The organism is Streptomyces sp. CoH27 (assembly GCF_020181035.1).
GTDB lineage: Bacteria > Actinomycetota > Actinomycetes > Streptomycetales > Streptomycetaceae > Streptomyces > Streptomyces camelliae.
Map to the genome: position 1 here is coordinate 216,975 of NZ_JAIQYY010000005.1, position 23,728 is coordinate 240,702.

23 protein-coding genes, 1 tRNA gene and 1 pseudogene are annotated in these 23,728 nt (G+C 72.6%); 6 read left to right on the top strand and 19 right to left on the bottom strand.

The window, feature by feature from the left end; translation table 11 throughout:
- Positions 1–26: 26 nt before the first annotated feature.
- From LE548_RS09890 to ehuB, 5 genes are all read right to left on the bottom strand, one after another.
- Positions 27–785, bottom strand: coding sequence for an IclR family transcriptional regulator (locus LE548_RS09890; RefSeq protein WP_225096296.1), 759 nt, complete (start codon positions 783–785; stop codon positions 27–29).
- 153 nt (positions 786–938) lie between these two features.
- The gene (gene ehuA / locus LE548_RS09895; RefSeq protein ID WP_225096297.1) at positions 939–1,721 is read right to left on the bottom strand and encodes an ectoine/hydroxyectoine ABC transporter ATP-binding protein EhuA; all 783 of its coding nucleotides are present in this window, start codon (positions 1,719–1,721) and stop codon (positions 939–941) included.
- Positions 1,711–2,361 carry an ectoine/hydroxyectoine ABC transporter permease subunit EhuD gene (gene ehuD / locus LE548_RS09900; protein WP_225096298.1) on the bottom strand — a complete coding sequence of 217 codons (651 nt, stop codon included), beginning with the start codon at positions 2,359–2,361 and terminating at the stop codon, positions 1,711–1,713. The genes ehuA and ehuD overlap by 11 nt, the downstream gene beginning before the upstream one ends.
- Positions 2,358–3,077: an ectoine/hydroxyectoine ABC transporter permease subunit EhuC gene (ehuC, locus tag LE548_RS09905; protein ID WP_225096299.1), complete on the bottom strand. Its 720-nt coding sequence runs from the start codon at positions 3,075–3,077 to the stop codon at positions 2,358–2,360. Before ehuC ends, ehuD begins: the two co-directional genes overlap by 4 nt.
- Entirely contained in the window at positions 3,074–3,991 is a 918-nt protein-coding gene (ehuB, locus tag LE548_RS09910) for an ectoine/hydroxyectoine ABC transporter substrate-binding protein EhuB (RefSeq protein WP_225096300.1), read from the bottom strand. The genes ehuC and ehuB overlap by 4 nt, the downstream gene beginning before the upstream one ends.
- 47 nt (positions 3,992–4,038) lie before the next feature.
- Here ehuB and LE548_RS09915 point away from each other — a divergent pair, with 47 nt between their 5' ends.
- Positions 4,039–4,533 (top strand): DUF3830 family protein, encoded by a 495-nt coding sequence (locus LE548_RS09915; protein ID WP_225096301.1) that lies wholly within the window; start codon positions 4,039–4,041, stop codon positions 4,531–4,533.
- A gap of 40 nt (positions 4,534–4,573) precedes the next feature.
- On the opposite strand, the gene LE548_RS09920 is transcribed toward LE548_RS09915, so the two are convergent.
- From LE548_RS09920 to LE548_RS09935, 4 genes are all read right to left on the bottom strand, one after another.
- A complete protein-coding gene (locus LE548_RS09920; protein WP_225096302.1) occupies positions 4,574–5,293 on the bottom strand; it encodes a YafY family protein in 720 nt (239 codons plus the stop codon).
- Between the two features lie 16 nt (positions 5,294–5,309).
- A complete protein-coding gene (locus LE548_RS09925) occupies positions 5,310–6,242 on the bottom strand; it encodes an alpha/beta hydrolase (protein WP_225096303.1) in 933 nt (310 codons plus the stop codon).
- Between the two features lie 165 nt (positions 6,243–6,407).
- Positions 6,408–7,817: an amidase gene (locus tag LE548_RS09930; RefSeq protein WP_225096304.1), complete on the bottom strand. Its 1,410-nt coding sequence runs from the start codon at positions 7,815–7,817 to the stop codon at positions 6,408–6,410.
- A 17-nt stretch (positions 7,818–7,834) separates the two neighbouring features.
- Positions 7,835–8,785 (bottom strand): D-2-hydroxyacid dehydrogenase, encoded by a 951-nt coding sequence (locus tag LE548_RS09935; protein WP_225096305.1) that lies wholly within the window; start codon positions 8,783–8,785, stop codon positions 7,835–7,837.
- A gap of 235 nt (positions 8,786–9,020) precedes the next feature.
- On the opposite strand from LE548_RS09935, the gene LE548_RS09940 reads away from it, so the two are divergent.
- The 3 genes from LE548_RS09940 to LE548_RS09950 all read left to right on the top strand — a co-directional run bounded on the left by LE548_RS09940 (position 9,021) and on the right by LE548_RS09950 (position 11,739).
- Positions 9,021–9,818, top strand: coding sequence for a decarboxylase (locus tag LE548_RS09940; RefSeq protein WP_225096306.1), 798 nt, complete (start codon positions 9,021–9,023; stop codon positions 9,816–9,818).
- Complete coding sequence (locus LE548_RS09945; protein ID WP_225096307.1) at positions 9,815–10,546, top strand: decarboxylase; 732 nt, start codon at positions 9,815–9,817, stop codon at positions 10,544–10,546. Before LE548_RS09940 ends, LE548_RS09945 begins: the two co-directional genes overlap by 4 nt.
- Positions 10,547–10,641: 95 nt before the next feature.
- Positions 10,642–11,739: an LLM class flavin-dependent oxidoreductase gene (locus LE548_RS09950; protein WP_225096308.1), complete on the top strand. Its 1,098-nt coding sequence runs from the start codon at positions 10,642–10,644 to the stop codon at positions 11,737–11,739.
- On the opposite strand, the gene LE548_RS09955 is transcribed toward LE548_RS09950, so the two are convergent.
- A complete protein-coding gene (locus LE548_RS09955) occupies positions 11,718–13,520 on the bottom strand; it encodes a bifunctional diguanylate cyclase/phosphodiesterase (RefSeq protein ID WP_225096309.1) in 1,803 nt (600 codons plus the stop codon). The genes LE548_RS09950 and LE548_RS09955 overlap by 22 nt on opposite strands.
- 338 nt (positions 13,521–13,858) lie before the next feature.
- Between LE548_RS09955 and LE548_RS09960 the strand changes: the two genes are divergently transcribed.
- Positions 13,859–15,112: a M6 family metalloprotease domain-containing protein gene (locus tag LE548_RS09960; RefSeq protein ID WP_225096310.1), complete on the top strand. Its 1,254-nt coding sequence runs from the start codon at positions 13,859–13,861 to the stop codon at positions 15,110–15,112.
- 73 nt (positions 15,113–15,185) lie between these two features.
- Here the strand turns inward: LE548_RS09960 and LE548_RS09965 are convergent.
- The 8 genes and pseudogenes from LE548_RS09965 to LE548_RS10000 form a co-directional block, all read right to left on the bottom strand.
- Positions 15,186–15,259 (bottom strand) — tRNA-Lys (locus LE548_RS09965).
- Positions 15,250–15,840 (bottom strand): annotated as a pseudogene (locus tag LE548_RS09970) (hypothetical protein); the annotation flags it as partial. The pseudogene LE548_RS09970 and the gene LE548_RS09965, both read right to left, overlap by 10 nt.
- Positions 15,841–15,943: 103 nt before the next feature.
- Positions 15,944–16,312 carry a hypothetical protein gene (locus LE548_RS09975; protein WP_225096312.1) on the bottom strand — a complete coding sequence of 123 codons (369 nt, stop codon included), beginning with the start codon at positions 16,310–16,312 and terminating at the stop codon, positions 15,944–15,946.
- A 154-nt stretch (positions 16,313–16,466) separates the two neighbouring features.
- The gene (locus LE548_RS09980) at positions 16,467–16,622 is read right to left on the bottom strand and encodes a hypothetical protein (protein ID WP_225096313.1); all 156 of its coding nucleotides are present in this window, start codon (positions 16,620–16,622) and stop codon (positions 16,467–16,469) included.
- Positions 16,619–17,965 (bottom strand): AAA domain-containing protein, encoded by a 1,347-nt coding sequence (locus tag LE548_RS09985; RefSeq protein WP_225096314.1) that lies wholly within the window; start codon positions 17,963–17,965, stop codon positions 16,619–16,621. Before LE548_RS09985 ends, LE548_RS09980 begins: the two co-directional genes overlap by 4 nt.
- A 5-nt stretch (positions 17,966–17,970) precedes the next feature.
- Positions 17,971–19,560: a hypothetical protein gene (locus tag LE548_RS09990; RefSeq protein WP_225096315.1), complete on the bottom strand. Its 1,590-nt coding sequence runs from the start codon at positions 19,558–19,560 to the stop codon at positions 17,971–17,973.
- Positions 19,551–20,825 (bottom strand): hypothetical protein, encoded by a 1,275-nt coding sequence (locus LE548_RS09995; protein ID WP_374116049.1) that lies wholly within the window; start codon positions 20,823–20,825, stop codon positions 19,551–19,553. Before LE548_RS09995 ends, LE548_RS09990 begins: the two co-directional genes overlap by 10 nt.
- A complete protein-coding gene (locus LE548_RS10000) occupies positions 20,722–21,666 on the bottom strand; it encodes a phosphatase PAP2 family protein (protein ID WP_225096451.1) in 945 nt (314 codons plus the stop codon). Before LE548_RS10000 ends, LE548_RS09995 begins: the two co-directional genes overlap by 104 nt.
- A 249-nt stretch (positions 21,667–21,915) precedes the next feature.
- Here LE548_RS10000 and LE548_RS10005 point away from each other — a divergent pair, with 249 nt between their 5' ends.
- A complete protein-coding gene (locus tag LE548_RS10005; protein ID WP_225096316.1) occupies positions 21,916–22,512 on the top strand; it encodes a histidine phosphatase family protein in 597 nt (198 codons plus the stop codon).
- Positions 22,513–22,537: 25 nt separating this feature from the next.
- On the opposite strand, the gene LE548_RS10010 is transcribed toward LE548_RS10005, so the two are convergent.
- Positions 22,538–23,728 (bottom strand): hypothetical protein (locus LE548_RS10010; protein ID WP_225096317.1); only part of this gene is annotated, 1,191 nt, incomplete at its 5' end.

Below are 23,728 nucleotides of genomic sequence, written 5' to 3' on the forward strand. Positions count from 1 at the left end.
TGGTCCTGAGGGGTGCTCGTGACCACCTAGAGGGTGAGTGAGAGAAGGACGGGTGCCGCGCTGCGGTTGAGCGCGTCCGCGGCCTGCTTCAGCCGGTGCGCGTGCTCCACCGGGAGCGAGAGTGCCAGGCAGCCGACCGAGGAGCCCGCGGTGATCGGGACGGCCGCGCAGACCGTGCCGATCGCGTACTCCTGGAGGTCGAGCACCGGCACCGTCGGCGGCTGGGACTCCAGGCGGGAGAGCAGCAGCTTGTCGCTGGTGATGGTGCGCGAGGTGAGGCGGGCCATCTTGTGCCGGGAGAGGTGGTCCCGGCGGGCGTTGTGGTCGAGCTGGGTCAGCAGGCTCTTGCCCACGGCCGTGGCGTGCGCGGAGTAGCGGAAGTCCACCCACTCGTTCACCGCCGGGGTGCCCGGTCCGGCGGCGTACTGGGTGACCCTGACCTCGCCGTCGACGTACCGGCTGATGTAGACCGCCGCGCCGACCGAGTCGCGCAGCCGGTCCAGGGTGTGCTGGAGCTTTTCGCGCAGGGCCCGCTCGCGGTCGTGCGCCGAGGTGAGCCGGCGCAGGGTGTCTCCGGTGACGTACGCCCCGTCGGTGATCTGCTCGACGTAGCCCTCGCGGCGCAGCATGCGCAGCAGCGCCGTCAGCCGCTCGGTGCCGAGGCCGGTGAGGCGGGCCAGCTCGGTGTCGGTGACACCGGCGGAGTGGCGGGCCACGGTCTCCAGCACGCGCAACGCGTCCTGGGCGGAGTGGTACGGGGCGGTCGGCTCGTGCATCAGCGCCACGGTGTTCCCCTTGCGCTCGCCTGTCGGTGGCCGCGGAATCCCTACCACGATATCGAGCAGGGAGCCGTTGGGGAGAGGGTGTTGGCAAGATTGTGGTGCGCGTATCCCTCTCCCAACTGGGTGCTAACCCCCTGGCATATGCCAGAGGCACCATCAGAGGACGGCGCCGAGGAATTCCCGGGTGCGGTCCTGCTCAGGGTCGCCGAAGATCTGCTCCGGCGGGCCCGACTCGATGATCCGGCCGCCGTCGAACATCAGTACCTGGTCGGAGATGTCCCGGGCGAAACCCATCTCGTGGGTCACACAGAGCATCGTGATGTCGGTGCTGCGGGCGATGTCCCTGAGCAGATCGAGCACGCCCGCGACCAGCTCCGGGTCGAGCGCGGAGGTCACCTCGTCCAGCAGCAGCACCTTCGGGCGCATCGCCAGCGCGCGGGCGATCGCGACCCGCTGCTGCTGCCCGCCGGACAGCCGGGTCGGCTTCGCGTCGGACTTGTCGGTGAGCCCCACCAGCTCCAGCAGCTCCCGGGCGCGCGCCTCGGCCTCGTCCTTGGACATGCCGAGGACCTGCACCGGCGCTTCGGTGATGTTGCGCAGCACGCTCATGTTCGGGAACAGGTTGAACTGCTGGAACACCATCCCGATCTTCTTGCGGACCTCCCGGACCTGCTTCTCCGGCGCCGGGAACAGCGGCTCCCCGTCGACGGTGATCCTGCCCTCGTCCGGCTCGGTGAGGGTCATCAGCAGCCGGAGGATCGTGGTCTTGCCGGAGCCGGAGGGCCCGATCAGGGTCACGTGCTTGCCGGACCGGACGGAGAAGTCGAGGTGGTCCAGGACGGTGTTCGCGCCGAAGCGCTTGGTGACCTGGTCCAGGCGGATCAGCTCACCCGGCGCGGTGCCGGCGGCGGGGGACTTCGTACGGGGCTCAACGGACAAGGCGACGCTCCAGGGCTCGCAGCAGAAGGGAGGCCAGGTAGGAGATGACGATGAAGGCCACTCCGATCACGGTCAGGGGCTCGGTGAACTGGAAGTGCTGCTGGGAGAAGAGCCGGGCGCGGCCGAGCATGTCCAGCACGGTGATCACCATCAGCATCGGGGTGTCCTTGAGCATGGAGATCACGTAGTTGCCGAGCGCGGGGATCACCCGGCGGACCGCCTGCGGCAGGATCACCGCGGTCCAGGTCCGCCGCCGGGGCAGGTTCAGCGCGGTCGCCGCCTCCCACTGGCCGACGGGCACCGCCTCGATCCCGGCGCGGTAGACCTGCATCGTGTACGTCGAGTAGTGCAGGCCGATCGCGAAGACGCCGGTGGCGAGGGCCGAGAAGGTCAGCCCCCACTCGGGCAGCACGTAGAACAGGAAGAACAGCTGGACCAGCAGCGGGGTGTTGCGCACGAACTCCGTGACCACCCCGACCGGCCAGCGCACCCACCGGCTCGGCGTCCGCATCAGCAGGGTCCAGACCAGACCGAGGGTGAAGGAGAGCAGCGAGCCCAGGGCCACCGCCTCCAGGGTGACGAGCAACCCCTGCCAGAACTGCGGCATGAAGTCACTCACGGCGTTCCAGTCCCACTTCACGCGACACCACCCCCCACTCCGGTCGTCTGCGCGCGCTTGAGCTCACGCGCCGCCGACTCGGTGGCGGGGCCCTTGCCGACCCCGGCCTTCAGCCGCTTCTCCAGGGCGCGCATCAGCCGGGTGAGCACGAAGGCGATCGCGAAGTAGATCAGCAGCACGTACGTGTAGATCTCGGCGCTCTGCTGCAGCGCGAGCCGCACCAGATTGGCGCTGAACGTCAGATCGCCCATACCCATGACCGACACCAGCGCGGTGCCCTTGAGCAGTTCGATCAGCAGATTGCAGAAGGAGGGGATCATCTCCGGCACGGCCTGCGGCAGCACGATCAGCCGGAGGCGCTGCGCCGGCGTGAAACTGAGGGCGATCCCGCCCTCCTTCTGCGCCGGGTCGACGGCCTGCAAGGCCCCGCGCACGATCTCCGAGCCGTACGCGCCGTACGTCAGCCCGAGCGCCAGCGTGCCCGCCCACATGGGCACCAGCTGCCAGCCGAAGGCGATCGGCAGCACGAAGAACACCCAGAAGATCATCACCAGCGCCGAGGTGCCGCGGAACACCTCGGTGTAGAAACCGGCCACGAAACGCACGATCCAGAGCCGGTGCGTCCGCGCGATGCCGACGACGAACGAGACGGCCGCCGCGAGCAGCGCGCTGAACACGAGCAGCTGGACGGTGGTCCAGACACCCTTCAGTACGAGTTCCCAGAGTCCCGTGGTCATCCGCCGCACAGCTCCTTCGCGGTGAGGTCGGTCATCTCGGCCTGGGTGAAACCGAAGGGCCGAAGGATCCGGAACAGCTCCCCGCTCTTCTTCAGCTTGTGCAGCTCGACGTTGAACGCGTCCCGCAGCCGGGTCTCGGCCGGCCGGAACGCGAACGCCCCGCCGTCGACATGCGGCTTGCCCTTGACCAGCGGCGCGAACGCCGGCGTGGCCTCCGCCTTGCCGGACTTCTTCACGACCTCGCGGGTGGTGAGCGCCGTACCGGCGAAGACGTCGACGCGCCCGGCCTCGACGGCGTTCAGCCCGGCCACCTGGTCCGGGACGATGAGGATGTCGCTCTGCTTGTACCCGGCCTCGACGGCGTACTCGATCTCGGCGTATCCGGTGCCGGTGGCGAACTTGGCCTTCTTCGCGACGACGTCCTGGTAGCTGTGCAGGCCGAGCGGATTGCCCTTGCGCACGATGAACGAATCGAGCATCTGGTAGTCCGGATCCGCGAAGATCACCTGCTGGCAGCGCTCGGGATTGACATACATCCCGGCGGCCACGACATCGAACTGCTGCGAGTTCAGCCCAGGGATCAGCGACCCGAACTCGGTGGGCACAGGCTGTACCTTGTCCACCCCGAGCCGCTTGAAGACGACCTTCGCCAGCTCGGGCGCCTCCCCGGTGAGATGCCCGTCCTTGTCGATGTACCCGAAGGGGATCTCCCCGGCTATCCCGAGCCGTACGACCCCCTGCGCCCGGAGCCGTTCGAGCAGGTCACCGCCCTTTGTACCGGACGCGGCGGCCACCCGCGTGCACCCGGCCGCCCCCAGCGCCCCGAGCGCCGCGAGACCGCCGAGCACGGACCGCCGGCTGCGTCTGTCTCCCGACCGGATTGTGTGTACGTCGTTCCCAAGTGGTGGAGCCATGGCGGCGCGGCTACCCAAGCGCACCCGGCCTATGCACCCTGGATCACATGGCCGATCGCTTCGTCACCGTCTCACTCGACAAGCGGAACGTGCACTGCACAGCCCGCCTCCTGACCGACCGAGCGCCCCTGACCTGCGAAGCGGTATGGGAAGCCCTGCCGCTGTCGGGCGACGTCTACCACGCCAAATACGCCCGCAACGAGATCTACGCCCTCTTTCCGCCGTTCGCCTCCACGGAACCCCCACTGGAGAACCCGACGGTCACCCCGATTCCCGGCGACCTCTGTTACTTCTCCTTCACGGGCGCCGAACTGGGCACCAGGGCCTACGGCTACGACCGCGAGGTCCGCCCGGGTACGACGGTGGTCGACCTGGCCCTGTTCTACGAACGCAACAACCTGCTGCTGAACGGGGATGTGGGGTGGGTGCCCGGCATCGTCTGGGGCCAGGTGGTGGAGGGGCTGGAGGCGATGGCGGAGGCGTGCAACGACCTGTGGCGGAGGGGGGCGGAGGGGGAGAGGCTGGGGTTTCGGCGGGGGTGAGGGTCTTACCCTGCACAGCCCTGACGAGTAGTTCCGATGGTCATGGCGGGGGTGTCAGTGAAGCCAGCGCGGTCGGCTGCACCGCGCCGGCGGCGGCCGAGCCGAGCAGCAGGTCGGCCAGGTCATGGGGGCGCGCCTGCTCACCGGTCGGAGCCGCCGCGGTGATGCGGTCCAGCCGGAAGCCTCGGCCGGCCTGCCGCGTGCGGCACCAGGCGATGAGGTACCACTTGCCGTCGGCGGTGAGCAGGCCGGCCGGTTCAACGGCGCGGTCGCTCTCCTGCCCGGCCGCGTCGACGTAGGACAGCCGCAGCACCGTGCCGTCCGTGAGAGCCTGCTCGACCGCGGTCCGGACCGACTCCACGGTCCGTGTCGGCAACGCGACGATCCGGGCGGCGAGTTGCTGGGCCGCCGTCGAGGCGGGGCCGGTCATCGAGGCCGCGATCTTCTGGGACGCCGTACGGACCGCGCCGGTGTAGGGGGCGGAGGCGTCGGCCACGGCGAGCGCGGCGACCAGCGCAGCGGCCTCTCCGGCGGTGAAGCGGACCGGCGGGAGAGTCATCGCCGGGTCGATCGACCAGCCGCCGCCCCGCCCGCTTGTGGTGCGCACCGGGACACCCGCCTCCATCAGCGCCTGGAGATCGCGCTGCACCGTGCGCGTGCTCACCTCGAACCGCGCGGCGAGCGCAGCGACCGTCAACGATCGCGGCGCCGCAGCGCGCAACTCTTCCACCAGTGCGTAGAGCCGAGGAGTGCGGTTCACGGGACCGACGCTACCGTCACGCACCGGCCAGGAAGTCCCGCTCCCGCTGCTGTTCGCGTGCGGTGATGGTCGACGGGAACAGCGTGAAGCCGTGCATCGCGCCCGAGACGACGCCGAGTTGCACGGGCGCCCCGGCCGCCTGCCATCGCTGGGCCAGGAAGAGCGAGTCGTCCAGCAGCGGATCTTGAGTGCCGACGACGATCCGGGCGGACGGCAGGCCGGTCAGATCGGCGTACAGCGGCGAGACCTCCGGGTCGCGGCGCTCCTCCGGACCCATTCCCGGTGTGAAGAGCTCGTAACTTCCCTGCACCGACTCGGAGTTGCTCAGCAATCGCCGGGAGCCGAACAGCCGCTGGCTCGGTGTCATCGACAGGTCGTACGCGCCGAAGGCCAGGTGGGCCGCGCGGAACGTGCCGGTGATGCCGTGCCGGTCGCGAAGCCGCAGCAGGGTCAGGACGCTCAGGTGGGCACCGGCCGACTCGCCACCGATCAGCAGCCGCCCAGTACCGAACTCGGCCTCTGCGTGGTCCACCAGCCACCGTGCAGCCGCCTCACAGTCCTCGGGTCCGGCGGGGAACGGGTGCTCCGGCGCCAGGCGGTAGTCCACGCTCAGCACGGCCAGCCGGGCCTCCACGGCAAGCCGCCACAGCTTCTCGTCCTGCCCGTCCGCAGAGCCGAACGCCCAGCCGCCGCCGTGTATGTGCAGGTACACGCCGTCGACGTGATCCGGCACGAACGCCCGGACCTTCACCCCGCCCGCGACGACGCGGTCCTGGCCCTGCGGCAGTCGCACCGGTGGCGCGTCGCCACCGAGCCGGTTGCGCCGCAGAAGTGCCAGCACGTCCGCATCCGGCGCTTGCCCACGAGGTGGACGGCTCGCGGCAGCAGCCTCGAACTGGGCGTTGAATGCCAGGGTCTCGGCGAGGCAGTCCTCATCTGTGATCGTCATGCGTCGACAGTCGCAGCTGCCTGCGACAACACCCTGTCACCCTTTCCCCGTGAACTGCGTCACGTTGCCCGACGTCCTGACTGCCCGACGCCATGAGCGAGCCCGCTCGAAGATGCGCGGATGTCCGCAGTCACAGGGATGTCCGCTCCGGCGAGAGGCGAGACGCTACGCCCTTGCGACGGCGGTGACCGTCGGCGCAGCCACCACCCCCGCGTCATACAGCGCATGCGCCGCCCGCAGCACCAGATCGTCCCGGTGCCGGGCGGCCACGAGCTGCATGCCCACCGGCAGCCCGTCCCCGTCCGTCCCCACCGGGACGGTGGCCGCGGGCTGCTGGGTCAGGTTGAAGGGGTAGGTGAACGGGGTCCAGCCGGTCCAGCGGTGGTGGGCCGAGCCCCTCGGCACCTCCAGGCCCGCCTCGAACGCCGTCACCGGCAGGGTCGGCGTCACCAGCACGTCGTACGTCTCGTGGAAGCGGCCCATCCGGCGCCCGAGGTCCATGCGGACGTCCACCGCGGCCAGATAGTCCAGCGCGCTGTACCGGGCGCCCTGCACGCAGATCTCCCGCAACCCCGGGTCCAGCAGCTGCCGCTTGCGTGGGGAGAACCGCTGGGTGAGCCGGGCCGCGCCGCTGAACCACAGGGTGTGGAACGCCTCCACCGGTTCACTGAAGTCGGGGTCGGCCTCCTCGACGTACGCGCCGAGGTCGGCGAGGGACGCCACCGTCCGCCGTACCGCCGCCGCGACCGCGGGCTGGACCGCCACCTGGCCGCCCAGGGACGGGGAGTACGCCACCCGCAGGCCCCGCACGCCTCCCCGCAGAGCCTCGGTGAAGGAGCCCGGCGCGGGTGGCAGGGCCGACCAGTCGCGGGCGTCCGGCGCGCCGATCACGTCGAGCAGCAGGGCCGCGTCGGCCGCGTCCCGGGTCATCGGGCCCGCGTGGGAGAGGGTGCCGAACGCGCTCGCCGGGTACAGCGGCACCCTGCCGTACGTCGGCTTCAGGCCGAAGATCCCGCAGAACGCGGCCGGGATCCGGATGCTGCCGCCGCCGTCCGTGCCCAGCGACAGCGGGCCCGCGCCGAGCGCGACGGCGGCCGCGCTGCCCCCGCTGGAGCCGCCGGCGGTGCGGGAGAGGTCGTGCGGGTTGCGGGTGATCCCGGACAGCGGGGAGTCCGTGACGCCCTTCCAGCCGAACTCGGGTGTCGTGGTCTTGCCCAGGAACACCGCGCCGTGCTCGCGCAGCCGCGCCACCGACGGGGCGTCCTCCTCCCAGCTCCCGGATTCGGACACGGTCCAGGAGCCGCGCAAGGTCGGGTGGCCGGCCAGCAGCAGGATGTCCTTCACCGTCACCGGCACCCCGTCCAGCAGCCCCGCCGGCTCACCGCGCCGCCAGCGTTCCGCCGACTCCCGCGCCCGCGCCCGCGCGTCCTCCTCGGTGAGCCGCACGAACGCGTTCACCTCCGGCTGGATCCGCCGGGCCCGTCCCAGCGTCTGTTCGGTCGCCTCCACCGGACTGAACTCGCCCTTGCGGTACCCCTCGATGAGCTGAACGGCGGTCAGGTCGGTGAGCTGCATGCACCCTCCCAGAGGTGTCAGTGACCGGGGACGTAGCCGCGTTTCTTGTCGACCACGTTCACCAGAGGTCTGCCCGCCGCCCACCGCTCGTACAACTCCACGAACTGGTCACCCAGTTCGTCCCGCCAGCCGACCGTGTCACCGCTCATGTGCGGGGAGACGATCAGACCGGGCAGCTGCCACAGGGGGCTGTCCTCGGGAAGGGGCTCGGTGGTGAAGACGTCCAGTGCGGCGCCTGCTATCCAGCGCCGGGTCAGGGCGTGGGCGAGGGCGTCCTCGTCGACGAGCTGACCGCGGCCGACGTTCACGAAGAACGCGGACGGCTGCATCACGTCGAACCGGTGGCTGTCGAACATGCGGTACGTCTGCTCGGTGAGCGGTGCCGCCGCGATCACCCAGTCCGCGCGGGAGACCAGCCGGTCCAGGTCGGCGGGGCCGTGGACGCCGGTCCGCGCTTCCCGTCCCACCAGGGCCGTCGTCACGCCGAGTGCCCGCAGCGTCCGTACGATCGCCCGGCCGATCGGACCCGAGCCGACCACGCACGCGCGCGTGCCCGCCACCCGCCGGCTCTCCCGGTGCCGCCAGGCCCGCTCCCGCTGGTGCTCCAGCGTGCGCGGCAGATCCTTGGCGACCGCCAGCACCAGGGCCGCCACGTACTCGGCGATCGCCTGGTCGAAGATCCCGCGCGCGTTGGTCACCACCGTGTCGGACGCGGCCAGCTCCGGGCACATCAGATGGTCCACGCCCGCGCTCGCCGTGTGCACCCAGCGCGGCCTGGGCCCGTCGCCCGGCCAGGCCTCGCGCACCGCGTGCGAGGTGAAGTCCCAGACCAGCAGGACGTCCGCCGCGGGCAGCCGCTCGGCCAGGCGCGCCGCGTCCGTGCGGACGATCCGGGCCCGGCCGGTGAGGCGGCCGAGCCGGGGCGGCGGCTCGGCATCCAGGACGAGGAGCGTGGGAAGGGTCGTCATACGGGGCGGCTCCGGGCGTCGTCCGACATGCGTGATCAAGCGACCGGCATGCGCGGCTCAAGCGTCCGACATGCGTGATCAAGCGTCTGGCATGCCTGGCTCAAGCGTCTGACATGCGTGGATTATCCGTGGATTGACCACGCTCGCACCCGAACCTACCTTCGTCAACACGGGCGTACACGCCATCCCTTGCCCCTCGTTCTCCTCTCCTTCTCCGCGTGAGGCGGTGCCTGTCATGGAGGTCTCCTTTCTCGGCGGACCCCGCCCGCAGCGCGGTGTGGGGGTCGTCGCCCCTTTTGACTTCGCCCTCGACCGGGAGCTGTGGCGCTGGGTCCCGGACGAGGTGTCGCTGCATCTGACCCGCACCCCGTTCGTGCCGGTCGAGGTGAGCCTGGACCTGGCCCGGCTGGTCAGCGAGCACGAGACCCTCGGCGACGCGGTCCGCGCGCTGACCGCCGTCGCCCCCGAGGTCATCGGCTACGCCTGCACCTCCGGCAGCTTCGTCGGCGGGATCGCCGGGGAGCGGGCGATGTGCGCGGCGATGAGCCTCGCGGGCGCACCGGCCGCGGTGACGACCTCCGGCGCGCTGCTGGAGGCGCTGACCGAGCTGGGCGTACGCCGGGTCGCGCTGGTCACGCCGTACACCGTGTCCGTCACCCGGGTGCTCCAGGAGTACGTCGCCGAGGCCGGCGTGCAGGTGACCGGGTGCGCCTTCATGGGGCTGACCCGGGAGATCTGGCGGGTGCCGTACCGGGACGTCGTCGCCATGGCCCGGCAGGCGGTCCGGCCCGGCGCCGCCGACGCGCTGTTCATCTCCTGCACCAATCTGCCGACGTACGACGTGATCCCCCAGCTGGAGGCCGAGCTGCGCATCCCGGTGCTGTCCGCCAACCAGGTCACGATGTGGGCGGCGCTGCGCAGGCTGGGTACCCGAGCCGTGGGGCCCTATCAGGCGCTGCTCGACGAGTCGGCGCGCGTCTGGCCCCCCGTACTGCCGGAAGAACAGCAGGAGCATCAAGAAGGGGCGTCATGACCGCACTCGGATTCCTCTACCCGGGCCACTCCGGCGAGGACGACTACCCGCGCATCGAGCAGCTCCTCGGCAGCGACATCCGGCTGGACCTGGTCCACACCGACATCGGCGAGGACGCGCACCGGGTGGACGCGCTGCGCGAGATGGGCTCCGAGCGGCGGCTCGCGGCCGGGGTGGCCGAGCTGCGGCTCACGGGCGCGGAGGCGGTGGTGTGGGCGTGCACCAGCGGCAGCTTCGTGCACGGCTGGGAGGGTGCCCGGGACCAGGTGCGCACCCTGGCCCGGCTGGCCGGCATGCCCGCCTCCTCGACGTCGTTCGCCTTCGTGCACGCGGCCCAGGAGATCGGGGTACGCCGGGTCGCCGTCGGCGCGACCTACCCGGACGACGTGGCCGCACTGTTCGCCGACTTTCTGCAGGTCGGCGGCCTGGAGGTGACCGGGGTGCGCTCGTCGGGGATCGTCACGGCGGCGGAGGTCGGCACGTGGGGGGAGGCGGAGGTGCTGGCGCTGGCGCGGGCCGCCGACACTCCGGATGCGGAGGCGGTACTGCTCCCGGACACGGCCCTGCACACGGCCGCACACCTCCCGCTGCTGGAGAAGGAGCTGGGCAAGCGGGTGCTCACGGCCAACCAGGTGACGGTGTGGGAGGGCCTGCGGCTGGCCGACCGGCGGGTGAACGCGCCGAGGCTGGGGGCGCTGTTCACGCGGGAGCCGATCGTGCAGGTCTGACGCTCGACGCCGACGGCTCGGCGAGGAATAAGCGGAGACAGCCTCCTGTTAGCCGAAGGCGAGGACAGCCCACGCCACAAACAGGAGGCCACACCGTGTCGGCAGACGAGGCAGACGAGATCCGGGGTGCGACGCTCGGCACCGCCCCCGTCCCCCTCTCCGTACTGGACCTGGTGACCGTCGGCGCGGGCAGTACCGCCGGTGACGCCCTGCGCACCAGTGTGGCGCTGGCCAAGTTCACGGAGGCCCGCGGGTTCCACCGGTACTGGGTGGCCGAGCACCACTCCATGCCGGGGGTCGCCTCCTCCTCGCCCGCCGTGATCCTCGCCCACCTCGCCGCCCACACCGACCGCATCCGGCTCGGCTCGGGCGGTGTGATGCTGCCCAATCACGCCCCGCTGGTGATCGCCGAGCAGTTCGGGACGCTGGAGGCGATGGCGCCGGGCCGGGTGGACCTGGGGCTCGGGCGGGCGCCGGGCACGGACGGGGCCACGGCCGCGGCCCTGCGCCGTAGCGAGACGCTCAACGAGGGCGCCGACGACTTCCCGCAGCAGCTCGCCGAGCTCATCCGCTTCCTGGACGACGACTTCCCCGACGGGCATCCGTACCGCCGTATTCATGCCATCCCCGGGCCGGTGCAGGCGACCAGCCCCGGTGGCGTCCAGTCCCCGCACCGCCCGCCCGTCTGGCTGCTCGGCTCCTCCGGCTTCAGCGCCCGCCTCGCCGGGATGCTGGGCCTGCCGTTCGCCTTCGCGCACCACTTCTCCGCGCAGAACACCATCCCGGCTCTCGACCTGTACCGGCAGACGTTCCGCCCCTCCGCGGTCCTCGACGAGCCGTACGCCCTCATCGGCGTCTCCGCCCTCGCCACGGACGACCCGCGCGAGGCCGGCCGCCAGACCCGGGCGATGGCCCTGAACATGCTCCGGCTGCGCACCGGCCGCCCCGGCCTCTTCCCCGGCCCGGCCGAGGCCGAGCAGCACGAATTCAGCCCGATGGAGGAGGAGTTCGTCACCTCCTGGACGGCCAACATCGTGCACGGCACCGCCGACGAGGTCCGCTCCGGCCTGGATGATCTGCAGAAGCGCACCGGCGCCGACGAGCTGATGCTGGTCAGCCACGCCCACCGCGGTGAACTGCGGCTGCGTTCCTACGAGTTGATCGCGGACGCCTACGGCTTGCCGACCGCGTAGGTCTGTTCGCCGAGCAGCTCGGAGATACGATCCGGCGGCACCGGGCGGGAGTACAGCCAGCCCTGGCCGGTGTCGCAGCCGATGCGGCGCAGCCGGGTGGCCTGGGCGGAGGTCTCCACGCACTCGGCGGTGACGGTGATGCCCAGGCGGTGGGCCAGCTGGATCATCGCCTCGACGATGACCTCGTCCGCCGGGTTCGGCGCGATCGCCTTCTGCTCGCCCTCGTACTGGAAGCCGCGCACGAAGGAACCATCCAGCTTCAGCGTGGAGACGGGCAGGCGGCTGAGGTAGGCGAGGTTGGAGTAGCCGGTGCCGAAGTCGTCGATGGCGATGCGCACACCCATGTCGCTGAGGGCCTGCAGGGCCTGGAGCGGGCGGCCGGCCGAGCCCATCACCGCCGACTCGGTCAGCTCCAGCTGGAGGAGGTGGGGGGCCAGGCCGGTCTCGGCGAGCACCTCGGCCACGTCGGCCACCAGGTCGGAGTCCCACACCTGCCGTACGGCCACGTTGACGCTGACGAAGATGGGCGGCTCGCCGGGGTGGGCCAGCTGCCAGCGGCGGGCCTGCCGGCAGGCGGTGCGCAGCGCCCAGCGGCCGAGCTGCACGATCGAGCCGTCCTCCTCGGCCAGCCCGATGAACCGATTCGGCGTCAGCGTGCCGAACTGCGGGTGATGCCAGCGCACCAGCGCCTCGACCCCGGACAGGCGGCCGTCCTCCATGCCGACCAACGGCTGGTATTCGAGGGCGAATTCGCCACGCTCGATGGCGGGGCGCAAGGTGGAGGACAGGGCCTGACGGGTCATCCGGTGCGCGTTGCGCTCGGGGTCGAACAGGGTCCAGCGGCCCTTGCCGTCGGCCTTCGCCCAGTACAGGGTCGTGTCCGCGGCCTGCATCAGACCGGTGGCCGTCGTACCGGCCGCGTGGCGCTCCACGACGCCGATGGAGGCGGTCAGGGACAGCCGCTGGCCCGACAGGTCGAAGGGGTCCTCCAGGGCCTTGAGTGCCGACTCGGCGAGATCCGCGAGCTGTTCGGTGCCGGTGGAGTCCTCCACGAGCAGCGCGAACTCGTCACCGCCGAGCCGGGCCACCAGGGGGGTCGCGGCGCGGGCGTACCCGGCCTCGTCGGCGACCCGGGTCAGCCGTTCGGCGACGGCCGCGAGCAGCCGGTCGCCGACCCGGTGGCCGAGGGTGTCGTTGACGGCCTTGAACCCGTCGAGGTCCAGATAGCACAGGCCGATCCGGCCGGTGCCGCTCTCCTCGTACGACTCCGCCTCCAGCGCGGCCGACAGGCGCTCGAAGAACAGGGTGCGGTTGGGCAGCCGGGTCACCGGGTCGTGCATCTGCAAGTGCCGCAGCCGCGCCTGGAGTTCCCGGCGGGCGCTGACGTCGGCGACCGACAGCAGGACCCCGGGTTCGCCGCTCAGCGGGGCCACGGTGACCTGCACCCACACCGAGTGCCCCTCGGGGTGCTTCAGCCGGCGGGTGCAGCGCAGGCGGGCCTGCCGGCCGCGCAGGACCTCGCGGTAGGCGTGCCAGCTGCGGGTGTCGGAGGCCAGGTCCACCAGATCGGCGGCGACCCGGCCGGTGAGGGTGTCCGCAGCGATGCCCAGCAGCTCCCCGAAGGCCGCGTTGGCACGGACGACGAGTCCCGCGCGGTCCACGACGGCCATGGCGAGGGGGGCGGCCGCGAAGACACGGTGATAGGTGGTGTGGTCACTGTCTGTGACGGCTGACCGGTCGAGGTCTGCCGCGGGCGTCGGCCCTTCGGACGTTCCGCTCACCGCTCGCTCCCGCAGTGCACTCGATCTGTGTCCGTGCCTGTCCGTGCCGGAAAGTGTGCCGATCATAGAGGCTGGCCCCGAGCCCTTCCAGCCACTCTCCAGTGTCCCGGATCGAGCAAGGGTTCTGACAGATCGTTTCTGCCCGCACCTGGACGGGTTCTTCAGGCCCCCGACCAGTTGTGACGTTCCGTGAGTGCTTCGGGGTGTCGAGCGCCGGAGCGCGCCGTGAGCGCCGCGGAGCGCACTCACCCTTCTGGTGCCGGATAACAGGGCAAAGCGTATTCAACCCCCTCAAGGTGGAATGCGGGTCCCGTGAACCGCGTCCGGAGGTCAAGTCCGTGCCCAAGCTGCGCAGCGCCGCCGCCGTGTGCACCACTTTGTCGGCGCTCGCCGCCACCTCGATCCTCTCCGGCCCCTCGGTCGCCGAGTCCTTCTCCACCGCCCCCTGCGCCCTGCACCGCACCGACGCCCACCACTCGGAGGGCGCCGACACCTGGAACCCGGACTACACCCGCCCGACCGGCACCTTCGACGCCGTCCTGATCTACCTGTCCTTCCCGGACGCCACCCCGCGCACCACCCCCGCCCAGCTGACCGCCGACCACTTCCCGGCCACCAGCCGCTACTACGCGCAGGCCTCCTACGGCCGCTTCACCCTGCGCCCGCACCCGCTGAACCACTGGCTGCGCATGCCGAAGCCCTCCACGGCGTACGCCATGAAGCGCGACTGGAGCGCCGAGAGCCGCGCCACCTATCTGCAGGACGCCTTCGCCACCGCCGACCCCCAGGTGGACTTCTCCCGCTACCAGGTCGTGTACTTCGTCGCCGACCCCGACGCGCCCGGCGTCGACTCGGACGCCACGAAGGTCGTGAACCTCGACACGCCGGTGCACGTGGACGGCACGGACGTCCGCCGTGTCGTCACGGTCTTCGAGAAACACCCGCCGGACCGCCTGGTCCTCGCCCACGAGACCGGCCATGTCTTCGACCTGCCGGACCTCTACCACCGCCCGGTCGACGGCAAGGGCGACTGGGACACCTACGTCGGCGACTGGGACCTGATGGGCAGCCAGTTCGGCCTCTCGCCCGACTTCTTCGCCTGGCACAAGTGGAAACTCGGCTGGCTGGACCCGCGCCAGGTGGTGTGCGTGCGCGGCGCGGGGCCGACCCGGCTGTCCCTGGAGCCGCTGGAGGCCGGCCCGGGCGTGCCGGTGCGGGGCACGGCGGGCGCCCCGGCCTTCGGCCTCGGGCACGGGGTGAAACTGGCGGTCGTGCGCACCGGCCCGGACAGCGCCCTGGCCTTCGAGGTGCGCGTCGCGGCCGGCAACGACCGGGCCGGCTGCCGGGAGGGGGTGCTGGTGTACCGGATCGGAAGCGGCGCGGAGTCCGGCGCCGGCCCGGTGGAGGTCGTGGACGCCCACCCGCACACCGCGGCCTGCTGGGAGAACTCGGTCTACCCGCCGCTCGCCGACGCCCCGGTCGCCCTGGGGGAGAGCTTCACCGTGCCCGGGGAGGGCGTGAAGGTGGAGGTGGAGGACCGGACGGCCGCGGGGGAGTGGACGGTGAAGATCACGCCGGGAGTCAGAGACTGACCGTCGAGGGTGGCGTGTGCACGAAAACGGCGGGTCCGATTCTTTCGAATCGGACCCGCCGTCCTCTTTCGCGTGCGCCGCCAGGGACTCGAACCCCGGACCCGCTGATTAAGAGTCAGCTGCTCTAACCAACTGAGCTAGCGGCGCCTGCTGACGTCGTAGACATTAGCATCCTGGTCGGCGGGAGGAAAAATCGATATCCGCACCGCCGCCCTGGCCGCCCGCACGGCCGCCCAGAGGACCACCTCCGGGCCCGGCAGCCAGGGGTGACGCTGGTCCGGGGCCACCAGCCAGCGGCAGTCGCCCGCGCCGGTGCCCTCGCCGCCCGGGGCCGGGACGGTCACCTCGTCGCCGGTGCCGTGGCACAGCAGCGGCGGCACCGCGTCCGTACGGTGCGAGCCCCACTCCTCCCAGGCCAGCAGCGAGGGCAGCCGGTGGGCCGTGCCCGGGGCGGCGAACAGCAGCATGCGGCCCCGGAACACCGCGACCGGGCCCGAGCCCGGCCCCTCGTCCCACAGCCGATCCAGCATCCGGCGGCCGAAGATCGCGGGGGCGCTCACCACGTCGAAGGCGGTGCCGCAGGGCAGGACGAGCGGGGTGTCCGGGTGGCGCTCCCAGCGGGCGAGCGTGCGCCAGGGGTACGTTCCTGCCGAGGCGAGCCAGGCGACGCCGTCGGAGGTGACTCGGGTGACGTTCGGTGCGCTGCTCATGCCACCTAGATGTACCGGGTGTGAGCGCTTCGTTCTTCTGAGTTGCCGAAAACCCGGACAACAGCGGCGGGAGAGGAGTATCTTGCCCGCCCGGCATATGCCAGACGGGTTGCCTCATCGCTCACACGGGGTCGGGGGACGTGCGCCCCTCGCCGTTGCCCCGCATCAGGTCTCGCCCGAACTCGACCATCTTCTTCGCGTAGTCCTCGGTCCACTCCGCGCGCTCGGCGATGTCCGCCGGGGTCAGCCGGTCGAAGCGGCGCGGGTCGGCGAGCTGGGCCGCCGCGACGGCCTGGAACTCCACGGCCCGGTCTGCGGCCGCGCGGAAAGCCTGGGCCAGCTCCGTCGCCCGGCTCAGCAGCGCCCGCGGATCCTCGATCGACTCCAGGTCGAAGAAGTGCTCGGGATCGCCGGCCGCCTCCGCGGGCTCGAAGATCAGGGGCGCGGGGCGTAGCCGCGGTTCGGTACGACGCGGCGTGGGCTCCGCCATGTCTTGTCTCCTCCTCGTACGGTTCGCAGGGCACCGCCTTCAGGTGGGCCACCGTCCATTGTCCCGCGCCCCCGCAAGGGCCCCTCCCGGACGACCTACGGCTTCCAGCCCACCCGGCGCCGGGAGGGTGGTGTCGGGGGCGGGGCGGGTTCGGTCATGGCCGCCAGGTCACCCGGTGTTCCGCCAGGTGGGCCAGGACCGCGTGGTTGGCCTCCCAGCCGTCAGGGCTGTGTCCATCGGCCGCCTCCGGCGGCGTGCCGGCCTCCGTCCGGCGGGAGGGTGGTGTCGGGGGCGGGGTGGGTTCGGTCATGGCTTCCAGGTCACCCGGTGTTCCGCCAGGTGGGCGAGGACCGCGTGGTTGGCCTCCCAGCCGTCGGGAAACTTCACCAGCGTGCCCAGCTGGACCGGTTCCGTGGAGGGGTAGTCGTCCAGGAGGTCGCTCACGCCGGCGCGGCAGACCACGATGCACGCGTGGCGGTGGCGGGAGGCCAGGACGCACAGGCGGCCGGTCTCCAGGTGGAAGGCGGTGGCGTCGGGGCGGCCGGAGAGCGGGTGCAGGACGACCGTCACGTCGTACTCGCGGCCCTGGAGGCGGTTCGCCGTGTCGACCGTGACGTCCGCCACGCCCGGGCCGGCGAGGGCCGCGCGGACCGCCGCCGCCTGGTCGCGGTGGGCCGTGCCGACGGCGATGCGGTCGGGAGTGAGGGGGGAGGGGGCCGGTGAGCGCTCCGAGGTGGCTGCGCCGCCTCGGTCCAGCAGGCGGCGGACCACCGCAGCCACCGCGCGGACCGCCTCCGGGTCCGTGCGCGGGGTGTGCCGGGCGGGCAGCTCCAGCAGGCCCCAGCCGGAGCGCGCCGCCTCGTCGATCACCCGGTCCGGGCCGGAGCCGTCCGACGGGACGGCGAAGGCCAGCGCGCGGTCGGCGTGGTCCGTGCCGCTGCGGAAGGGGGTGTAGGGATAGAACGCGTCCGAGACCAGCGGCGCCGCCGAGGCCGGGAGCCGCCAGGAGACCGGGAGACGGTGCTGGGGGAGGGCCGGGTTGTGCGCCAGGAGCGTGGTGACGGCCGAGGCCGAGGGGTCGTACGACAGGCCCGCCCACTGCTCGCTGCCGACGATCGCGAACGGGTCCAGCTGTCCCGGGTCGCCCACGAACAGCGCCCGCTCGAACAGCCCGGCCACGGCCAGCAGCGCGTCCGAGCGCATCTGGTACGCCTCGTCCACGATCGCGTGCCGCCACGGCTCGTCCACCGTGACGTGCGCCCACTTCGCGGCCGTGGAGAGGACCACCGGCAGGCCCTTCAGGTCGGCCGCCTTCGCCGACGTACGGACCTGCGGCAGCGCGTCCAGCGCCGAGTCGTAGGCGTCCGCGTCGCTGCTGTGCAGCCGGCCGACCGGCAGCTCCGGGTTCTTCTCGGCGAGCCGCAGGACCAGGTCGTCCACCTGGGCGTTCGTCTGCGCCACCACCATCAACGGGCGCTCCGCGTCGGCCAGTTCGAGCGCCGCGCGGACCACCAGCGTCGACTTGCCGGCACCCGGCGGGGAGTCCACGACCACGCCCCGCTCGGTGCCGTGCAGGGTGTCGCGGAGGATCGCGTCGGTGGCGCGGGCGGCCGCGGCACCGGGGTCGAAGCCGGCCGCCGGCACAGCGCTCACGGGGCTCACAGGACGTCCTCCTCGGTCACGGCGTCGGGCGCCTCCGGCGCGGACTCGCCCGGCGGGCCGCCGTGCGTCCACGGGGTCTGCTCCGGGTCGGGCAGCTTCGGGCCGCCGCGCTGTTCGTGCTCGAAGAGCGTGAAGCAGATCCGGTCGCCCTTCTCCGGCACCGACCCGGGCTCCGGCTCCTTGCCGCGGCCCATCTTGTCCAGCACGCGCAGGACCAGGACGCTCTCGGCCTCCTGCCCGACGAACTCCGCCGACTGCGGCTTGCCGGCCAGCGAGCGGTACACCTTCACCCGCTCCGTCAGCTGCGGCAGATCGTCCGTGCGGACCGTCACCAGCGGGCGCGGGCTCGGCCGCTTGCCCTCGCTGTACGCCATGACGACGTCCAGCACCTCGCCCGCGAACGCCTCCCCGGCCAGCCGCCGCCCCGCCATCACCAGCGGGTCGTCCAGCGCCTCCTGCGCCTCCAGCCGGGCCTGCTCGCGCTCGCGCGTGGCCAGCTTGTTCGCCGCCGTCACCGCGTCGTCCCGGCGCGGCTGCGGAGGCTCCCCGGCCAGCACCCGGTCCCGGTGAGCGGTGAACGACCAGCGGTCCCGGATCCAGCGCTCCTCGGCATGCGCGCCCTCCGGCAGCGCCCGCAGCAGGTCCAGGCCCCGCCACACCGCGTCCCAGGTGGGCCGGGTACGGCTCGCCACCAGGTCGCGGATCTCCCGCTCGGCCGCGGTGAGCGCGGCCAGCCGGTCGTCGGCGGCCACGGGGTCCTCGGCGGCGGCGAGGGCGGCACGCGCGCGGTCGTAGCGCTCGATCGCCGGGGCCAGCAGCCTGTTGTCGAACGCCGGATCGGTGGCGGGGCCGGCCGGCGGGCACAGCAACTGGCCGTCGGCGTCCCGCGCCAGCTCCGCCACGCGCGCGGCCTCGGCGCCGGTCATCTTCTCGGGCGGGTCGATCCAGGCGAGCAGCGCGCCCAGGTGCTGGTCCTCCAGGCTGGACTGGCCGGTCGCCCAGTGCCGGGACAGCACGTCGGTGAGGGCCAGCAGGAGCGAGGAGCCGGGCACCCGGGCCCGCTCGCCGTAGTGGGTCAGCCAGCGGCCCAGCAACGGGATGTGCGGCGGCGCCGGATGCGGCGCCTGAGGGTCCTGCTCGGCCGTACGGCGAAACCGCATCGAGCGGCCCAGCAGCCGTACGAAGTCCAGGCCCGTGCGGCTCGGCACGATCAGCTGGGGCGCGTCCGCGCACAGCTCCACCTCGACCTTGACCCGCTTGCCGGTCTCCGGGTCGGTCTCGGTGCGCTCGGCCGCCTCCACCGCCTGCGCGTGCGCGTCGATGTACGGCAGGATCACCTCGGCCAGGTCGGCGAGGAAGCCGAACCGCAGTTCGCGGTCGCGGGGCTGCGGTACGACCAGCAAGCGCGGCTCGTCCCGGTCGGTGCCGACCAGCGCGCCGAGCGGGGCGCCGGTCTCGCCGGCCGTGGTGAGCGGCACGAACACCAGCGGGCGCGCGGACAGATGACGGTGCCGGACGGTCGCGAGGGGCTGGGCCCGGCCGCTGTCGACGGCCTCCAGCCGGGCCAGGGTGGTGATCAGCGACACGCGGCCACCTCCGCCCCCGCCCGTGCCTTCGCGCCCTCCAGCGCCTCGGCGCGCAGGGCCGCCGCCCGGCGCAGGGCCGCCACCGCCGGGTCGTCCGGGTCGCCGCTGAAGCCCCGGGCCGCCGCGAGGACCTCCTCGACCGTGGCCAGACCGCCCAGTTCGGCGCGCAGCGGCCGGCCGAGGCGGGTGACGGCGCCCGCCTCACGCGCGCGTTCCCGGCAGTGGAAGGCCAGTTCGCACGCCGACAGACACTCCGGCGCGTACGTCGCCGGCACTGCCGCCACCGCCGCCGTCAGTTCCTCGGCACTGCGGTCGGGCGCGAAGCACGTGCCCTCGGGCAGGGCCTCGGCGATCTCCTCGATCCGGGTGAGCCGGGCCAGCTGGCGAGCGGTGACCGCGCGCTGCTTGCGCACGTCCACGGCCGAGGCGGCGGCCAGGTTGGAGAAGTCCTTCGGGCACACCAGCAGCACCCGGTGCCGTACGACCGCGGCGCGGGTGCTGTCATGGGCGCTTTGCCTCCGGGGACCCCTGTCCCCCTCGGCACCGGCGTGCCCCTCCGGCTCCGCACCGATGCGCTCGGCCACTTCCTCCAGGGCCAGCACGTACACCGCCGCCTGGCGGGCCGCCGCGCCGACCTTCGCCGGGTCCGCCGCGCCGTCCAGCATCGGGAACGACTTGATCTCCACCACCGACCAGCTGCCGTCGGGGTGCACCACGACCGCGTCCGGCTCCAGGAAGGCGAGCGAACCCGCCACGTCCAGCGCCAGCATCGGATGGTCGAGCAGCGTCCAGCCGCCCGCGCGCGTGGCCTCGCGCAATGCCAGCGCCGTACGGGCCGTACGCCCCTCGGGGCCGTGCGCGGTCAGGTCGGGTACGGCGGCCGCCTCGGGCGGCTCGGCGCCCGGGTCGAGGCGGGCGTGCGCCAGGCGCAGCAGCTCCGCGCCGCCGTCCGCCTTCACCCGCGCCTCGAACGCGTTGCCCCGGGTCAGCGCGAACTGCGACTGCCCGAATCCGGACGGCGCGCCCAGCGCGCCCGCCAGCCGCACCTTGTCCACCCCGGCGCCGTCCAGGATCGCCCGCCGGCGGCACCCGGGGTTCGCGGCGAGCGCCGCGAGGGCGCGCGCGTCCAGGGCCTTGGCCGGTACGTCGGGACCGCGCAGCTCAGCGAGCCGGTGCCGCAGCGCCTTCGCCCTCGTCGCTGGGGGAGGCGTCCGCTGCGGACCCGGCGTCGGGCTGGGACGCGCGCTGGCGTGGAATTCGCTCACCCGCGGAAGTCTGGCATCCGCCACTGACAATCGGGGGAACCGTGGCGCCCGCGACGGCCGTGGAGCGCGGGAACAGGCGGGCCCGCAGCCGGTCCAGGCCCCGCATCACGCGCGGCGCCAGCAGGTGGCCGACGCCCATCACGGCGACGCCCGCGACCGCGTCCAGCAGGTAGTGGTTGGCGGTTCCCATGACCACGAGCGCGGTGCCCAGCGGATAGGCGACACCGAGGATCTTCGCGACGCGCGTGCCCCCGTGCCGCCACAGCATCACCCCGCACCACAGCGCCCAGCCGACGTGCAGGCTCGGCATCGCCGCGTACTGGTTGGTCATCCCGCCCAGGCCGCGCGGCGCGCTGGCCTCGCCGCCCCACCAGCCGTAGGAGCTGTAGTGCGCCATGGTGTCCACGAAGCCGTGCCCGGCGGACAGCAGCCGGGGCGGGCAGGTCGGCAGCAGCGTGAAGCCGATCAGACCGATGAACGTGGACGTCATCAGCCAGGTGCGGGCCCGCCGGTAGTGCTCGGCGCGGGCCCGGAACAGCCAGATCAGGATGGCGGGCGTGATCAGGTAGTGCAGCGAGGCGTACCAGAAGTCCGCCGGCACACCGAGCCAGGACTCGCGCGTGAACAGGCGGTTGAGCGGGTGCTCGGCGTTCAGGTGCAGCGCCTTCTCGATGCGCAGGATCGCCAGACCGTGGTCGACGGCTGAGGCGACGTCACCGCGCGCGAGGAGGCGGCCGGCCGAGTAGCAGCCGTAGACCAGGAGGATCAGGGGCAGCTCGGTCCACCAGCGCAGCCGGGTACGCGGGACCGCCTCGGTGCCCGGTGTCTCGGTCTGCGGCATCCGATCGCCCTCCCCCTTGTCGTGCTGTGCGGTGCGGTACGCCCCGGCGGGCGACCGTGCCACTTTACGGTGTCCGTACATCGCCCACGCGGGCGCTCCCTCATGGCTTGAGGGCGACCCGAGCGTTTGCCCAGGTACGCGCCCGCGCGGGCGCTCAGCCCTCGAAGACGCCGAGATCGCCCACCGGGTTGCCCGGGTACGCGGTGAGCGATGATGGAGGGGTCTCCTTCGCATCCGGAAAGGTCTCCCATGGCACCGCGCATCCTGCTGGCCCGGCACGGACAGACCGAATGGTCACTGTCCGGCAAGCACACCGGCCGGACGGACATACCGCTGCTGGAGGAGGGCCGGCGCGGGGCCAAGCTGCTCGGTGAGCGCCTGCACCGGGCCCCGCTGGACGGCCTGCCGGACGTGGAGATACGCACCAGCCCGCTGGTACGCGCGCGTGAGACGTGCGAACTGGCCGGCTTCGGCGACCGTGCCACCACCTGGGACACGCTCATGGAGTGGGACTACGGCGCCTACGAAGGCCTCACCCCGGCCGAGATCCACGCTCAGCGGCCGGGCTGGCTGATCTGGCGTGACGGGGTGCCCGAGGGCGAGACCCTCGCCGAGGTCTCCGCGCGCGCGGACGAGGTGGTCTCCTGGGCGCGCTCGGCCGACCGGGACGTCCTGATCTTCGCCCACGGCCACATCCTGCGCTCCATCGGCGCCCGCTGGCTGGGCCTGCCGCTGGACTTCGCGGCCCGGATCCGCCTGAACCCGACCTCGCTGTCCGTGCTGGGCTGGGCCTACGGGGAACCGGCGATCGAGAGCTGGAACGACGTGGGTCACCTGGTCGCGTAGCCGGGGCGCGACTGCCCAGGGGCCGTCAGACCCGGCCCGTTCTCGGCACGGAAGCATGCCGGTCCAGAAACTCGGAGACCCCGGACGCCCGCCGGTGCGGCAGCAGAACACGCGCCGTACCGGCCAACATGCCCTGGATGCGCGAGGACTGGACCTGGTCCAGCAAGGTGAGTACGCGCAACCCCGCCTGCGCCGCCTCGTCGGGACGGCCTTCGCGCGCGAGGTCGTCGGCCAACTCGGCCGTATAGAGCGCGATGTTGCGCGTGAAGTGAGGATCCTGCAGCTCGGTCGCGCGATACGCGTGACGTGACGCCCGCCGCCAGTCGCCCAGCGTGGACCAGCACTGCGCCTCCAGCCCCTCCAGCTCGGCCTCGCCGTAGAAGCTCATCCACTCGGGGTCGGCGTCCGAGTGGCCGCGTGCGAAGAAGGCCTGGGCCCGGGCGAGGGCCTGCTCGCAGCCGGTGCGGTCGGCGAGCCCCGCCCAGCCGCCCGCCTCGCGCAGGGCGAGCAGCGACATCAGGCGCGCCGAACCCAGCGGCGCGGCCGCGCGCTGGGCGGCCTGCGCGGCGCGGACCGCCTCCCGGGGCCGGCCTGCGTCCCGCGCCAGGAACGCGGTGTTGCAGAAGGCGTGCGCCTCCAGGCCCGGATCCCCGGTCATCCGGGCGGTGGCCAGCGCCTCCGCGTAGTGCGAGCGGGCATCGTCGAAACGGCCGGAGTCATGGGCCAGCCAGCCCACGGAGATGGCGAGTTCACCGGCGCCGGAGTGCAAACGGTCCGCGGTGGTCTGCCGGGTCGCGCCGGCGTCCAGGAGCGCGTAGGCCGCGCGCAGCGGAGCCGCCGCGCGCCGGTAGAGCCCGTCCGCGCCGTGCCGGTCGTCGAGCAGCCGGATGCGGCGGACGGCCTCCTCCAGGGCGCTTGCCTCGGCCGTGCCGGGCCGCCCGGGCCGCCCGACCGCGGCCGCGACGTCCATGGTGGGCCCCAGCGGGGCCAGCGTGACGGCGGCCACCGTGGCGCCTCCGCCGGTCATGAATGCGCGACGCAGCACGTCGCTCTCCTCGTGGTTCAGGTGGTGGTTCTCGTACGGCTCGTGCGGGTCATACGGCTCGTGCGGGTCGTACGGGTGGTGCTGGTCGTGCGGATGGTGCGGGTCGTACGCGTGGTCCGTGTCGTCCCGCGGGTCATACGGATCGCACGCCCCCCGTGACTCACCGGACGG

Coding starts and splice junctions, on each gene's coding strand:
- ehuC (WP_225096299.1), bottom strand. CDS start 3,077: ATGACCACGGGACTCTGGGAACTCGTACTGAAGGGTGTCTGGACCACC.
- ehuB (WP_225096300.1), bottom strand. CDS start 3,991: ATGGCTCCACCACTTGGGAACGACGTACACACAATCCGGTCGGGAGAC.
- LE548_RS09915 (WP_225096301.1), top strand. CDS start 4,039: ATGGCCGATCGCTTCGTCACCGTCTCACTCGACAAGCGGAACGTGCAC.
- LE548_RS09925 (WP_225096303.1), bottom strand. CDS start 6,242: ATGACGATCACAGATGAGGACTGCCTCGCCGAGACCCTGGCATTCAAC.
- LE548_RS09930 (WP_225096304.1), bottom strand. CDS start 7,817: ATGCAGCTCACCGACCTGACCGCCGTTCAGCTCATCGAGGGGTACCGC.
- LE548_RS09935 (WP_225096305.1), bottom strand. CDS start 8,785: ATGACGACCCTTCCCACGCTCCTCGTCCTGGATGCCGAGCCGCCGCCC.
- LE548_RS09940 (WP_225096306.1), top strand. CDS start 9,021: ATGGAGGTCTCCTTTCTCGGCGGACCCCGCCCGCAGCGCGGTGTGGGG.
- LE548_RS09945 (WP_225096307.1), top strand. CDS start 9,815: ATGACCGCACTCGGATTCCTCTACCCGGGCCACTCCGGCGAGGACGAC.
- LE548_RS09975 (WP_225096312.1), bottom strand. CDS start 16,312: ATGGCGGAGCCCACGCCGCGTCGTACCGAACCGCGGCTACGCCCCGCG.
- LE548_RS09980 (WP_225096313.1), bottom strand. CDS start 16,622: ATGACCGAACCCACCCCGCCCCCGACACCACCCTCCCGCCGGACGGAG.
- LE548_RS10000 (WP_225096451.1), bottom strand. CDS start 21,666: ATGCCGCAGACCGAGACACCGGGCACCGAGGCGGTCCCGCGTACCCGG.
- LE548_RS10005 (WP_225096316.1), top strand. CDS start 21,916: ATGGCACCGCGCATCCTGCTGGCCCGGCACGGACAGACCGAATGGTCA.